This is a genomic window from Azospirillum sp. Sh1, assembly GCF_008365135.1.
Lineage (GTDB): Bacteria > Pseudomonadota > Alphaproteobacteria > Azospirillales > Azospirillaceae > Azospirillum > Azospirillum oryzae.
In genome coordinates, this window is the sequence record NZ_VTTK01000007.1 from 214,830 (window position 1) to 228,839 (window position 14,010).

10 protein-coding genes are annotated in these 14,010 nt (G+C 70.5%); 7 read left to right on the forward strand and 3 right to left on the reverse strand.

Translation table 11 applies throughout. The features are described 5' to 3' along the window. Positions 1–382 precede the first annotated feature (382 nt). The 5 genes from FZ029_RS10070 to FZ029_RS10090 are packed head-to-tail and all read left to right on the forward strand — an operon-like array spanning position 383 to position 6,323. Entirely contained in the window at positions 383–1,075 is a 693-nt protein-coding gene (locus FZ029_RS10070) for a hypothetical protein (protein WP_149269116.1), read from the forward strand. Next, positions 1,072–3,219 carry a DDE-type integrase/transposase/recombinase gene (locus FZ029_RS10075; RefSeq protein WP_149269117.1) on the forward strand — a complete coding sequence of 716 codons (2,148 nt, stop codon included), beginning with the start codon at positions 1,072–1,074 and terminating at the stop codon, positions 3,217–3,219. Before FZ029_RS10070 ends, FZ029_RS10075 begins: the two co-directional genes overlap by 4 nt. After that, positions 3,216–4,208: a TniB family NTP-binding protein gene (locus FZ029_RS10080; RefSeq protein WP_149269118.1), complete on the forward strand. Its 993-nt coding sequence runs from the start codon at positions 3,216–3,218 to the stop codon at positions 4,206–4,208. The genes FZ029_RS10075 and FZ029_RS10080 overlap by 4 nt, the downstream gene beginning before the upstream one ends. Continuing rightward, positions 4,198–6,075, forward strand: a complete 1,878-nt coding sequence (locus FZ029_RS10085) for a TniQ family protein (protein ID WP_188051891.1) — start codon at positions 4,198–4,200, stop codon at positions 6,073–6,075. Before FZ029_RS10080 ends, FZ029_RS10085 begins: the two co-directional genes overlap by 11 nt. A 23-nt stretch (positions 6,076–6,098) precedes the next feature. Next, a complete protein-coding gene (locus FZ029_RS10090) occupies positions 6,099–6,323 on the forward strand; it encodes a hypothetical protein (protein ID WP_149269120.1) in 225 nt (74 codons plus the stop codon). Between the two features lie 11 nt (positions 6,324–6,334). On the opposite strand, the gene FZ029_RS10095 is transcribed toward FZ029_RS10090, so the two are convergent. From FZ029_RS10095 to FZ029_RS10105, 3 genes are all read right to left on the reverse strand, one after another. Then, positions 6,335–7,558: a DUF3644 domain-containing protein gene (locus FZ029_RS10095; protein WP_149269121.1), complete on the reverse strand. Its 1,224-nt coding sequence runs from the start codon at positions 7,556–7,558 to the stop codon at positions 6,335–6,337. Between the two features lie 181 nt (positions 7,559–7,739). Then, positions 7,740–8,390: a site-specific integrase gene (locus tag FZ029_RS10100; RefSeq protein WP_149269122.1), complete on the reverse strand. Its 651-nt coding sequence runs from the start codon at positions 8,388–8,390 to the stop codon at positions 7,740–7,742. An 87-nt stretch (positions 8,391–8,477) separates the two neighbouring features. Next, entirely contained in the window at positions 8,478–8,753 is a 276-nt protein-coding gene (locus FZ029_RS10105) for a hypothetical protein (protein ID WP_149269123.1), read from the reverse strand. Between the two features lie 347 nt (positions 8,754–9,100). Between FZ029_RS10105 and FZ029_RS10110 the strand changes: the two genes are divergently transcribed. After that, the gene (locus FZ029_RS10110) at positions 9,101–10,609 is read left to right on the forward strand and encodes a hypothetical protein (RefSeq protein WP_149269124.1); all 1,509 of its coding nucleotides are present in this window, start codon (positions 9,101–9,103) and stop codon (positions 10,607–10,609) included. Beyond that, complete coding sequence (locus tag FZ029_RS10115; protein WP_149269125.1) at positions 10,602–14,009, forward strand: hypothetical protein; 3,408 nt, start codon at positions 10,602–10,604, stop codon at positions 14,007–14,009. Before FZ029_RS10110 ends, FZ029_RS10115 begins: the two co-directional genes overlap by 8 nt. The last annotated feature ends 1 nt before the right edge of the window (position 14,010 follow it).

Here is a 14,010-nt window from a genome sequence, read left to right on the forward strand (position 1 = left end):
GACGGAGCGAAACACCCCCATGATCGTTGACGTTTTTTCTCTTGACTCTGTCGCGTCATGCCGCGCACAGTCGCTCGATCATTACGACATTACCACGCAAGCAACCGAACAAAGCCAGCAGAACGCTCCATCTCGACCGTAAAGGCGAGCAGGCGTCCCTCCGTTCGGCGTAATCCGGCTTGGGTCCTCGGCGCCGACACCGCGGAGCCCGCCTCCGTGTGTACGGCTCAAGCTCAGCCGCATTGCATAAGCCGAATTTGTTCTCGATTTGTTCTAATTGCTGTGACTCAATGCCTAGCGGGCCGACGCAAGGGTCCGGCGAGGGCGCCCCCTCGCCGTGCCCGCCGCGAACCGGCTCCGCCGAACCTTGCAGGAGGAGGACATGGGTTGGGCTGAGGAATTCGTCAGAACCGTCGAGCGCTCCGGCGCGGAGCGACCGGCGCGGTCGTCGGGAAAAGCCGCCGGCGACACGGTCCGACGGCGAAACCGCGCCATCCGCGGCTACGTCGTCAGCCTCAAGAACGGGGGAACCCCGATCCCTTGGGCCACGACGCTGGAACAGGATCTCATGCATCTGTTCGAGGTCGACACGCGCATCGTCTCCTACGCCCGCCATCCCGAACAGGTCCGCATCCTGGTCGACGGCGCGATACAGGAGCGCCTCATCGACTTCGCCGTCAGCACCGCCCGCGGCACCGCGCGGCTGACCCTGCTCCCGAACCGGAACCCGCCCTCCGGGGCCGTCGTCGCGGCCCTCGCCGACCACTGCGCCCGGCGCGGCCTGGCGCACGCCGCGTTGTCGGAAGCCGCCATCCGCGCCCAGCCGCGGCTGTCCATCGCCAAGGCCCAGCTCGGCTTCCGGTCGGTCGAGCCGTCGGAGGCCTTCCTCATCGCCGCCATCGAGGCCGTCGGACGCGGCGCCCGGACTCTCGACGACCTCGAGCGGGCTTTGCTGGCTTGGCCTCACGCACGCGCCAACATCTGCGCCGCCGCGCTGCGCGGCCGCCTGACGCTCGACATGACCCGCCCGGTGTCGGGCGAGACGGCCGTGTCCTTGTCCGGGAGGGGATCATGAACGCGCCCCGCATCCTGTTGCGCCGCGGCCAGCGGGTGGAGATCGACGGCCGGTTCCTCCGCTTCGACCGCTACGGACGGGGGAACGAGCACATCTTCGAGGACGAGGAATCCGAGGTTCCCGGCGTCTTCGGCTTCAAGGATCTTGTCCGACGCGTCGAGAAGGGAACGTTTGCCCTGGCGCTCGATCCCCTCCCTGCGGCGGGCAACGGCGTCCGCAAGGTCCGATCCGTCGAGGATCTGGACGACGAAGTCCTGCGTACCGAAACCCTGCGCCGCCTGGCTTACATGCTCGCTTGGCAAGCCGACGGGAAATTCCTGACATCGAGGGAGGCGCTGCAGCCGATCATCGCCGCCACCGCCGTCGATGGGGAGAAGCACAAGCCCGGCATCTCGACACTGCGACGGTGGATTGGGCTTTGGCGGAACAGCGGCGGGGATCCCCTCTCGCTGATTCCGGGCATCCGCGAGCGCGGCAACCGGCGGCGACAAATTTCGCCCTTGCTGCTCGATCTCGTCCGTGAGGGCCTCGACGAGCATTACCTGAAGCCCGACGCGCCGAGCGCCACCAGCGCCCATCAGGCCATCTGCAAGATGATCGATGAGCGCAACGCGTCCCTCCCGCAGGACAGCCGGATCGCCATGCCGACGCTGAGCCTGATCTATCGGGAAGTCGGCCGCATCGACCGGTACACGCTCATTTTCGAACGGTACGGAAAGGCCGCGGCGGACCGGGCGTTCCGGCCGGTTGGCGATGCGCCGCCGACCGCCCGACACAACGAAGTCTGGGAGATCGACCACACCAAGGTTGAGGGAAAAAAGTCCGACGGCGACCGTCTCCGCGTCATTCTGACGCTGGATCGCGACGGCGCGGTCATCGGTGAAGCATGGCTCACCCTCGCCCTTGACCGCTGCACGCGAATGCCCATGGGCTGGACGGTCGGCTTCGCGCCGCCCAGCCGCGCCGTCGCCTTCTCCTGCCTGCGTCACGCCATCCTGCCCAAGGGGTATGTCGCGGACCGTTACCCTGAAATCCGCAATGAACACCCGGCCTTCGGCGCCCCGGGCGCCATCGTCGTCGACAACGCCGCCGAGTTCCGCTCCGATTCCTTCGTCGCCGCCTGCGCCCTGCTCGGCATCGAGGTCCGCTACGCCCCCGTCGCCCAACCCTGGCACAAGGGCAAGATCGAGCGGTTCTTCCGGAGCTTCACCGAAGAGGTGTGCCAGAGGGTCCCGGGAACCCGCTTCGCCGCGTACTTCCAGAAGCATGGGAAGGAACCGCCGCCGGACGAGGTCGCCACGGCGACCCTCGAGGAATTTCGGCTTTACCTACACCAATGGCTCATCGACGTCTATTCGGCGCGCAAGCACCGGGGCCTGGACATGTCTCCGCGCGACGCCTGGGAGCAGAGCGTGCGCACCCATGGCCTTCTGCCGCCGCCGGGCCGCAACCGCCTGGATACGGCGCTGGTGCTCGTCGAACATCGGACGCCGCAACGTTACGGCATCGACTACGAGCGTCTCCGCTACAACAGCGCGGAGCTCGCGGCGATCCGCATCGCCCCGGGCGCTCCCCGGGACGTGACCATCCGCGTGGACCCCGACGACCTCGGGGCGATCCGGGTGCGCGACCCGGAAACCAATCGCGACATCCGCGTCTCGGTGATCGAAAAGTACCGCGCGTATGCCGAGGGGTTGTCCCTCGACGAGCACGCCGCCCATCTGGCGCTCATCGCGAACAACGCCGAACGGTTTATCGGAGACGACGCCCTTCTGCACGCCCGCGATTTCCTCCGGAAAAGCGTCGACAGCCTTCGCGGCCAGCGCCGGCGCGCCGACCGCAACCGCGCCGCCCGCTTCCTGGAGAACGAACGGAAGCGCGAGGCCCGACGCCAGGCCGATCGGACGCCGGTCGAGGACGCCAGGCCGATCTCCGACGTTCTCGACGACATGCTTGCCGGCGCTGTTCCCTCGGCGCCGATCCCGGCCGAGGCGCCACCTCCCAACCCGCTACCGGCCTCCTTCAACGCCGCCAGCGATCTCCCGCCAACCGCCGTCGCCGACGAGGACACCGTCGATCTGGAAGCGGCGCGCCGCCGGCTTGGCATCGACCGAAATCTCGATGATGGAGGATACGAACGATGACACCCACTGAACGCGATCAGCGCTTGGTTGAGATCAACGCTCTCATCGTGGGGACCACGCAATCCTTGGACGCGCTCCGGAGCATCGGGACGCTGCACGGCTCCTGGCGCGGCGCCCACGAGGCGGCCTGCATGCTCCTGCTTGGCCTGACCGGGACGGGCAAGACGCTGACCGTCCTCGAGCACGCGCGACGGCATCCGGCGAGCGACGGCGACGGCGACATGCGACGGCCGGTGCTGATCGTCACCGTGCCGGCCCGCTGCACGTTGCGTTCTCTGGCCGGAGCCATCCTCATCGAGTTGGGCGACATCCTGCCCGGCCGCGGATCGGAGGCCGAACTGACGGCCCGGGTCCGCCACCACCTGCGCCGACAGGGCGTCGAGCTGCTGGTGCTCGACGAGTTCCAGCATCTCATCAACAAGCGCGACGCCCGGATCGTTCACGAGGCGGCGGACTGGGTGAAGGGCCTTCTGAGCGCGAACCTCTGCCCCATCCTGCTGGTCGGGCAGATCTCGGCCAAACGGATCATCGAAACCAACGGGCAGCTCGAACGGCGCGTCCAGACGATCTGCTGCTTCCGGCCCTACGATTGGCGGATCGACGACGACCGGCTGGAGTTCCGCGCCGTCCTCGATGCCATCGACGCGCGTCTGGGCTTCCCGGAGCGCTCGGACCTCGGCCGCACCGACACCGCGCTGCGCATCCATCATTTCTCGCGCGGTCTGCTGGGACAGGCCATGCGGCTGGTCCGCAAAGCCTCGGAGATCGCCCTTGCCGAAGACCGGCCGCGTCTCACCCGCAGCGTTCTCGCCGAGGCCGTCGACCGCTTGCGCCTGGCCCCGGGGACGGATGCCCTCAACCCCTTCCGCATCCCGGAGATCGACGCCGCCGATCCCGCGCCGATGGACTCGGAGCTTCACGACCTTGCGGCGGACGAAGCCCGCCACCCGTCCCGCCGGCGTCTGCGCGCGGGCGTCCATGGCGCCTGACCCCATCCCCCGCCTGCCCCTCCGGGTCCGCGCCCATGCGGACGAGAGCCTGCCCGGGCTCATCGTCCGCATGGCCGAGGAGAATCTGCTCGCAACGCCGTACCGCCTCCTGGAGGCCTGCGGACTCGGGCGGGCAACCATGACGTCGGTGGCCGCCGACCCCGCCGCCATCGTGCCGCTGGCACGGCTGATGGGGCTGCCGGAGGAGGACCTGCGCCGCCTGTCCTATGCCGCGGCGGACGGCTCGGTCCGGCTCCTCGGCCACCCGGTGCCCGGCGATTTCGTCACCGCCGATCGGATGCGGATCTGCCCGCTCTGCCTGGCCGAGGCGCCGTACCACCGGGCGATCTGGGGACTCACCGTGCTGACGGTCTGTCCGGCGCACGGCGTGCCGCTCGCCGACCGCTGTCCGGACTGCGGCCTTCGGCTCGACTGGCGCCGCCGGACCATGGCCGCCTGCCGGTGCGGCGCCGTCCTGGGCCGCGCCGCGTCGGCACTTGGTCCCGTCCCGGACGCCGCCACCGCGGCGTGCCGGCTTCTTCACACGCCCCCCGACGCCCTCGCCGGCCTCGCCCGCGACATCGGCGTCGGCGGCGTGCTCCGCCTTCTGCACGCCCTCGGCTGCATCGGGCTGAACGTCCCCCTCCGGCGACCGCTGGCCCTGGCGGACGCCGATCCCGAACTGGCCGCCCGCGTCGTCGACGAGGGCTGGCGGGCGCTCGCGGACTGGCCGGCGTCCTTCCACGGCTTCCTCGACCGGCTTCGCGCGGACGCGCCGCTGCGGCGGGGCCGCTACGGACTCGCCAAGCAGTTCGGCCGGTTGCCGGCGTGGCTGAACGCGCTGACCGAGCACGCCGTCGCCCGCGCGGTCCGCGAGGCTTTGGCGGCGTACCTGTCCGGCATCCCGGAGATCCCCACCCGGGCGCGCGACGTCCGCACGCGGCGGCCCGCCGAGGCCGACGCCGCCTGCGTGACGCTCAGCGACGCCTGCCAGCTTCTGGGGACGAGCCACCGGCGTCTGCGTCCCGTCGCCGCGCGGCACGGCCTGCTCGTCGCCGGTTCCGGCGGGCAGGGCGAACCGTTGCTGCTGCGCCGCTCGTCGGTCCGCACCCTCGCCGGCGAGTTCGCGGGGATCGCCGACCGACGCCGGGCGCGAGCGATCCTCGGCGTCGGCCGGCGCGCCTTCGCCGACATCGAACACGCCGGGCTTCTCCCGTCGCCTGCCGCCGGCATCGCCGCGGACCTGCACGGTCGCGCCTGCTGGCCCGTCGTCGCGCTCCAGACCTTCGTTGCGCACGTCCGGAGCACCGCCACCCGCGCGGCCCGCGCCCACGGCCCCGTCGTGCCCTTGGCCGCGGCCACCCGCATGATCTCCGGCCTCGGCCTGGGAAGCGGGACGATCCTCGCCGCCGTCCTCGACGGGCGGCTCCGCCCCGTCCGCCTGTCCACTCGCGGCAAGGGGCTCGCGGCCCTCGGGTTCCCCGTCGCCGCGGTCGAGGCATTGGGCGTCGCGCTCGGCGCCGAAGCGCGAGCCACCCTGTCGCTGGCCGCCGCCGCCGCGGAGCTCGCGGTCAAGCCGGAGGTGGTCTACCAGTGGGCGCGCCGGGGGATTCTGCCGACCGTCGCGGTCCCCGGACAACGGGCGGAACGCGGACGGCGCGTGCGGCGCGCCGACCTGGAGGCGTTTCGCCGGAACTACGCCACCGCCTCGGAACTCCGGGGGCGGCCGGGCATGAGCCCGTCCCGGAAACTGGCCCTCGAGATCATCGGCCGCGGCGTGGTTCCCGTGACGGGGCCGTCGGTCGACGGCACGCGCCAGTACCTGTTCCGGCGCGCGGATCTCGAGGCCCTGCTGCGGCAAGGATGACGACGGATGACAGGGAGGCCGGAATGGCGGTGGAACGCTGCGGTGAGTTCCTGATCGTGCACGATCTCGCCGGCTGCCGGCGCGCGCTCCGCGTCACGGAGATCGCCGAGGTGCGGGACTGCGACGAGAGCGCCCAGGAGGCGGCCGTCGTGACCCGGCGCGGCGAGGCCATCGTTCTCCGCAGCGGGTTCGACGAGGTGCTGCCCCTGGTCCTCCTGGCCCGCGAGCGGGCCACGCCGCGGCGTTGACGCCGTCGGGGTCACGCGGGGACGGCATCGGGCTCCGCGTACGTGGCCCGGTTCGCCGCGCAGTGCTCGCGCACGCGGCCGACCCAGCTTTCGTACCACCACCAGTCGCCGTCCTTCAGGTAGACCCCGTAGCCGGTCTTCGGATCGCGCGCCTTGAGCGACCGCCACAACTGCGTGTGTTCGTGCTCCCGGAACTTCGTGTAGCCTTCGGCCTTCATCAGGGCCACGATCTGCCCCGGCTTGAATTTCCTCTTCTCGGCCTCCTTCAGGAGGATCCGGGAGACCCGCTGCCCCTCCTCGGAGCTGGCCCGGACGAACTCGATGACTTGGTCGGCCTTGCCCTTCGCGTTGACCGACTTCTCGATGAAGTAGACGCGGTAGGCGTAGCGGGGGTCGCGCGCGACGGCGTCGGCCAGACCGTCCTCGAAGGTCGCGGCCATCGCCTGGATGTTGGCGGGCAGATCGCCGTGCGCCAGCAGGACGTCGCGCTGCTCCCGCTCGATCGTGGCGAACTGCAGGGCGAAGGACAGGTCGCTCTCCAGGCCGAAGCGCTCGCCGAGCAGGGCCTTGAGGGCCCGGTTGAAGTTCAGGCAACAGGCCTGGAGCTTGGCGCTGATGGCGTCGTCGATGCGCCGCGTCATCTGGTGCTCGATCTCGTGCCGGATCGCGATGAGGAAGCGCAGGTTGGCCTTGGTCGGCTCGTCGAGCGGGCACTCCCGATGGGCCAGGCAATCCTCCAGAGCCCAGTGCTTGTCGGCCCCGTGCCGCGTCTTCAGCACCTCCTCCTTCCCGTCGACCGTCCTCTTGAGCCGGTGGTCGATCCCCTTGCGTTCGTAGACGTGATGGAGGAGGTAGGTCCAGGCGATCACCGCGGTCGCGATGAAGATCTCGGCCTTGAAGAGCGCGCGCGGGCTGTTGTAGCCGTGCACCGCCTGGATCATGGCCTCGCGCGCCTTGATCACCCGCTCGTCGCCGAGGATGTGGAGGCCGGTCTGCGGGTCCACCTGCGGCCAGGTCCGCAGGAAGCGCGCCAGCTCCTCGGGCGACGCGGCCGGGACGGTCTTGTGCTTGCGCTCCTCGCGGACGTCGGAGATGCGGGCGTGGTTGATGGTGCGCATCGGGCGGGTGAAGTAGGCGAGGATGTCCTGGTCGTTGTGCCGGCCCTCGGCGACCATCGCCTTCACCAAGGCGACCTCCCACCGTTCCAGCTTGTTGCCGCGCTCCCGTCTCGCCATGCCGTGACCCGCTCCGTGTTGGCGCCCTCCTGGCGCCGCCGGGCATTGGATCGGAAGCAACATCGCCGGCGCAAGCCTCCAGCGCCGTTCGTCCGGGAGGTGTGCGCCATCATGCCGCGGGTCGTCGCCTCACCCGGTCTCCGCCCCAGCCAGTCCGCCCCGCCGAGGCTGGGGCCAGCTGTCAGAGCGGCAGGTACAGGCCGACGTCATCGACGAAACCGCCAGCCTCCTCCACATACCCGGCGAACGCGCGCCCGTCGCGATGCCCCATTTGGCGCATAGCGACGCGTGGCGGGGCGCCATGCTCCGTCGCGGCCGTCGCGAGGCCACGACGCAGCGAATGGCCGGCGTAGCGTCTCGGGTCGAGTCCGGCGCCGAGAACCGCCCGCTTGACCACCAAGGCCACGCTGCGATCCGACAAGGCGCGCGCGGCGATCGTCCCGTCGTTGCCAATGCCACGGAACAGCGGTCCGTGACGAATGCCCGAGCAGTAGAGCCACCCGATGACCGCCGTCACCGGACAGGTGGCGGGCTCGCGCCCGAAGCGGATGGGGACGGTACGACCGCCCCCTTCGGCGTCGGTCTTGCCGCGGCGAACCCGAACCAGCATGCCGTCGCGCGAGAACGCCAGGTCGGCGATCTCCACCGCCGCAAGTTCGGAGCGTCGGAAGCCCCCGGCGAACCCGAGCAGCAGGAGGGCGCGGTCGCGGCGCCCTCGCGCGTCGCACGGCAACGTCTCGAGCATGCGACGCAAGTCGCCGATGCGGACGGCGGCCTTGCGCGCCGGCGCCGTCCCGTGCGTCATGCGGATGCCGCGGCGGACCCGTGCCACCACGGGACTCTGGCGGGGAGACGGCAGCCCGGCGATGGCGTGCGCATGGCTGATCGCCGCTAGGCGCCGATCAATCGTCGCGGGCCGCTATCGGTCGGCGGCGTCGGCGAGGTAGAGGGCGACGGTGCCCGGCGCTGCTGGCAATCCGGTGAGGCCATGCTCCGCGCACCAAGCGCTGAACGCGCGCCAGTCCCGGCCGTAAGCCCGCTTCGTCGCGTCCGCGAGGGCCGCGTCGGCGTAGGCCTGCGCTTTGGCGGTGGCGGCGGCGAACGTGCTGCCCGGATTCGCCGCCACGGCCGCGTCGCCCTCGGAACCCGTCCTAGACATGCAGTCCTCCCCGCCCTTGCGGTGAAGCGCGCTCACGCGGCCCCGTCCTTCTTCAACAGTCCGCGTGGCCGATCGGCGCCGGCGATCCGCCCGCAGGCCCGGCGGGGAAGCGCGACGGCGCATGCTCATCGGGAGTTTTGGTCGCTTTCCGGAAAGCACGAAAACCCTCGGCAACCGTCGATGCACGCGACACGCCCTCCCAGCCCGCCCGAACGTCTCCCCGTCGTCGGATGGCCTGCGGCTTGCCGCGCGGCGTCGACGAGCGGCGGGCGTCGCCCCGTTCCGCTTTCACGGGAAGGGGCGGTGTCCGCGAGGGCCTGTTGACAGCCGCATTTACATCATTCAGTGTAAACACTGTTCGATGTGAAAAGCAGGTGCCACCAATGGACTTTGAGCGCGCGAAGCATTGGAGCGGCACCGCCGAAGACGCCGTCGAGGCGCTGGCCGGGATGATCGGCAGGCTTGGCCTCGGCGTTTCGGTGCCGACCCTGCGCACCGTCCGCCTATGGCGCAGCAAGCGGCTGTTCTCCCAGCCGCCTGGAACCGACTTCCGAGGGCGCCAGCTGCTCGAAGGCGTCGCCATCGCGATTCTGCTCAAGCGAGGGTGGTCCATCGCCGCAGTCGGCGACCTGTTGCCGACTCTTGACGACGCTCAGCTGACCGCGAGCATCGTCTCCGAATCCAAAGGGGACGCCGGACGCTGGGGGGCCGCGGCGGAAGCGCCGACTCGGGGCGACCCCGCCCGAGGTCGAGTTCCGCGCGGCATGGCCGACGATGCCATCGTTCTCCTCGCGCAGGGCATCCTCAAGCAGTACAACCGCATTCTCACCGAACGCGAGATCGTCCGGCAGGACGACGGGCTGCCTCCCGAACTCCAGGCCGCGATGTCGCGCATCGGCCGGCTCCACATCGAGGAAGGACAGCCGGACCGCGCCGCTTGCGTCCACGACATCCTTGACCGCGCCCGCCGCCCCTTGGACTCCGAGGCCTGGGGCTTGGCGGCGTTCCGCAGCCCGGACTTCAGGTTCCGGCAAGCTGTTCTGATCGATCGAGACCTTCGCGTCCCCACGCCGGACTGCTCGACGATCGCCTCCGTGTCCGGGGGCTTCGGCGAAGACAACGTCATCGAGAACCGCCTGCACGCGGCCCTGCGCGACTCCTCCGAACGCCTCGGGGTCCGCCGCCGCCACGCCGCCTACACCGCCTTGCGCGAGCTTCTCGCGCGCCGCTCGCTCATCGCCGAGCGCGAACTCGCCCAATACCTGGAGGACCAGGGCCTCACCACCCTCCAGGAGATGGTCGTCGAATCCTTCTATCACCCGGTCCCTGACGCCTGGCTCATCGACGGGCGGGCGCACCGCTGCGCCCATTGCGGGACGCTCATGCGCCCTCACCCGGACGCCAGCCGCCACCCCGACGGGCGCTGCCCCGTGCGCCAGTGCAACGGCAAGCGGCCGGCCTCGGTCGGAGAGCGCCTCAACCCGGAGGCGACCCGCCTGCTCGTGGCCCTCCCTCAGATCCTCACCTACTGGACCGGCCCCGGAATTGACGAGCTCGCCATTCACGACGAGGCGAGAAGGCTCGGCCTCGACTCCGAACTCTACCCGGAGTCCGACATGTGCGACGTCGCCATCGGCGGCCGGGATGTCGGCATCGACGCGAAGTCCTACGCCAGTCCGGTGACGCTGGCCCTTCGGCTGAACCGGAGCATCGGCGGCCTCATCCAGTACCGGCGCCGCATCGTCGCCGTCGGCGACGAGATGGTGGCCGACGACCCCGACTACCTCTCGGTCCTGCGCTCCTCCCTCGACCGGAGCGGCGACGCCGCGACGCTGGAAGTGAAGAGCCTGTCCTCCGTCCTCGCGATGCTCCGGAGCCTGCGCGATGCGTGACCGTCCCGACTTCTGGCGCGGCAACGAGCGGATCTGCTGGGTCTGCGCCTTCATGGAGGCGTTCGTCGGCACCGATTCCCTCGAGCACGCCCCCGCCCTCCTCTCCGGGTTCGCCAGCATCGCCGACGCGCCCGCCCTCGCCGGCGCCCGGCAGGCGGCCTTCAACCTTCGCCAGATGACCCTGGCCTACACGACGACGACCTCCGTCAAGCACGGCGTCGCCCTCTACAACGACCACCACTACCGGCACCGCACCCAAGGGTCGTACGTGATCGATCCCGCGACGCTGCGGTTCCGCAGGACCGACCCCCTTGCCGATCCGCTCGTCGCCAGGGCCGTCCTCTATCTCTCCGCGCCTGCAGCGGCGCAACGCCACGCCGCGACCCCGGCCGATCCGCATCTGCCGATGCAGGTCTCGCTGGGCGACCCACGCGACATGCCGCCCATTCCCGTCGGGCCGATCGCCGCCCCGCTCGCGCCGCGGAGAACCCACGACACCCGCCGGGCACCGGCCGGGACGATCCGCGTCCCCTTGGAGGAACTCCGCTCCATCGCCGCCGGCATGGACGCCCGGGACGCCGCGCATCCCGGGCGTCGTCGCGGGAACTGGGCGAAGCGCCTCGAACGGATCGTCCTCATGGTCCCGGAGGCCGGCCGCGGCCTGCGCGATGACTCCGCGATCGAACTCTCCGCGCTGAAGCACCTGATCGGCCTTCCCGGGGCCGGCAAGACGACGCTGCTCATGCTCCTCGCCGTCTGGCTCGGCCAGCGCCGGCTCAAGACCATGCTGGTCTTCCCGTCGATCGAGGTGGCCCGGCAGTACATGGCCGACCTAGCCTTCCACGGCGTGGCAGTCGGCATGCTGGTCGGCCAGAATCCGACGACGCGCCGGCGGCATGCCGACCACATCGCCGAGGCGATCGCCGCCTCCGGCGGCCAGGGCGGCTTCGCCAGCACCCTGGAGGGCGCCGGCCTGTTCGCCATCAACTGCGTGCTCCCCGCCTTCTCGGTCGCCGACACCTCGGCGTGGGGCTTCGGGGATGCGCCGTGCGAGACCGTCCTCCAGGACACCGACGGCGGGCGGCTCCGGCCGCGCCTGTGTCCGCTGTGGACCATGTGCGGGCGCAACGCCGCGCCGCGCGGCCTCGTCGACGCCGACGTCTGGGTCGGCCACGTCCTCTCCATGGACACCGCGGTCCCCGCCCACGCGATCGACGAGCGCCTGCGCTACTTCGAGCTCATCGCCGGCACGTTCGACGTCGTCGTGTTCGACGAGGCCGACATGGTCCAGTCGGCCCTCGACTCCCACGGCGCGGCGCAGATGAGCATCTCCGGATCCGAGGAGTCCATCCACCGCGTCATCCAGGAGCAGATCCACAGCCGCTTCGCCAGCGGTGAGAACCATCGCCTGTTCGACCGCAACATCGAGCTCTACAGCCGCGACCTCGCCGAGTTCGGCAACCACAACACCTCGCTCATCGCCGCGGTCCAGAACGTAGCCAAGCGTGTCGGAGACCGCTACGCCGACCAGCTTCTCACCACCTCCCGGATGATCGGCGAACTGCTCGACGGCTTCGAGAGGAGACGGCCGCGCCGCGACGACGAAAACGATCCGCATGTCGCGCACGGTTTCACGCGGGCACGCGCGCTCACCGACCTGTGGGACACCTCGGCCTACGCCGCCTTCTACGACCGCACCGGCTTCGCGCCGGTCAGCTGGCCAAAAGCCGACCTCTGCGCCCGGACCTTGGAGATGGACCGGACCGAACTCGAGACGGCACGCGACGACCTGGTCCGCCATTTCCGCCGCTACCTCGCCGAGAACCTCGTCGAGCGGCGCGACGCCATCATGCGCGACGTCTCCCAGACGTTCCTCGCCGTGTGCTTCCGCGACACCCCCCGGCCGGTCGGGGCCCAGGACGCCGTGACCCTGCTGGTCGCCATCACCTTCATGATCCTCGGCTACCAGCGCATCGTGCCGGGCACCCGCACCATGGTCGCCGAGGGGCTGGTCCGCGAGCCGATCGTGAAGTCCACGGCGTCCCAGGAGATGCGGCGGTTCATCCCCGAGAGCATCCTCGGCTCGCTGTCCGGCGTGAAGTACAGCTTCACCCAGGCCCGGACCACCCGCGGCGGAGCCCGCAACGTCGAGCTCACCTACCTCTCGTTCGTGGGGGCGCCGCGCCTGCTGATGCACCGCTTCCACCGACTGCTCGAACGCGACGGCGAGCGGCCCGGCCCGGCCGTCCTCCTGACGTCGGCCACCTCCGTCCTGGAGGCCAGCCCGGCCTACCACATCGACGCCGGCCCCCACTACGTCCTCAAGCCCCGCACCGTCGAGCACTCCCCGGACGCCAGCGCCTACCGGTTCAAGTGGATCCCGGACCCGCACGACGACCAGCCCCTGCGGTACAGCGGCGCTGGCGACCTCGGAGAGCGAAACCTCGAGCGCATGGTCGAGGCGCTGGTGCGCGGCGGCACCGCCAAGTCCGAGATCTACAAGGCGATCCGCAGCTTCGACGTCCGCCACGGCATCCACCGCAAAGCCGCGCTCATCACGAACGGGTACGCCCAGGCCCGCGCCATCAAACGCTTCCTCGACGAGAACCACCGGGACATCGGGCGCCGCACCAAGGCGGTCGTCCGCTCGCTCGAGAAGGGCGAGAAGCCGTCCGACTACGTGACGACGGCGCAAGCCGAAGCGCTTGGGGACGACGACACCTGCGACATCGTCGTCTTCCCGATGAGCGCCATCGGCCGCGGCATCAACATCGTCTTCACGAAGGGGCTGCGGGAGCGGGACGCCGCGATCGGCTCGATCTACTTCCTGACCCGCCCGCACCCGTCCTCGGACGACATGCAGCTCCTCCTGAGCATGGCCGGGCGCGCGTCGCAGGAGTTCGACGCCCGGACCTTCGAGCCCGGCGCCGACCTCGCCGCCATCGCCGACGCCCTGCGCGGCGCCAAGTTCGGTTCCTACCGCCTCGCCCGGCGCCTGCTGCAGGAACCGCTGATGGCCAGCCGCCTCGGCGCCGAGCTCTTCCGCCCCTTCACCGCCAACCAGATGGTCGCGATCCTGCAGACGATCGGGCGCGGCATGCGCAACGGATGCCCGGTCTCCGTCTACTTCGTCGACGCCGCATGGGCGTACCGCTCCGCCCTCGACCAGACCGACACGGCGCGCGACAGCATGCTCGTGCAGATGCGTGCGATCCTGGAGGAGTGCCTGGCGCACCCCGACCCGGTGACGCGCGCGATCTACGCCGAACTGTACGGCGCATTCCTGGCGCCGCTGCGCCGGATTTCCGGCGTCAACTTCCCCGCCGAGCTCGGCACGCCCCCGGACGGCCTGTACCGGGACGACGGGTTCGACGATTCCGCGCCCCTGCTGGAGATGTGAT

What these genes read in the sequence shown, in the direction of transcription:
- FZ029_RS10070 (WP_149269116.1), top strand. Translation starts at nt 383, where the DNA reads ATGGGTTGGGCTGAGGAATTCGTCAGAACCGTCGAGCGCTCCGGCGCG.
- FZ029_RS10075 (WP_149269117.1), top strand. Translation starts at nt 1,072, where the DNA reads ATGAACGCGCCCCGCATCCTGTTGCGCCGCGGCCAGCGGGTGGAGATC.
- FZ029_RS10080 (WP_149269118.1), top strand. Translation starts at nt 3,216, where the DNA reads ATGACACCCACTGAACGCGATCAGCGCTTGGTTGAGATCAACGCTCTC.
- FZ029_RS10085 (WP_188051891.1), top strand. Translation starts at nt 4,198, where the DNA reads ATGGCGCCTGACCCCATCCCCCGCCTGCCCCTCCGGGTCCGCGCCCAT.
- FZ029_RS10090 (WP_149269120.1), top strand. Translation starts at nt 6,099, where the DNA reads ATGGCGGTGGAACGCTGCGGTGAGTTCCTGATCGTGCACGATCTCGCC.
- FZ029_RS10095 (WP_149269121.1), bottom strand. Translation starts at nt 7,558, where the DNA reads ATGGCGAGACGGGAGCGCGGCAACAAGCTGGAACGGTGGGAGGTCGCC.
- FZ029_RS10110 (WP_149269124.1), top strand. Translation starts at nt 9,101, where the DNA reads ATGGACTTTGAGCGCGCGAAGCATTGGAGCGGCACCGCCGAAGACGCC.
- FZ029_RS10115 (WP_149269125.1), top strand. Translation starts at nt 10,602, where the DNA reads ATGCGTGACCGTCCCGACTTCTGGCGCGGCAACGAGCGGATCTGCTGG.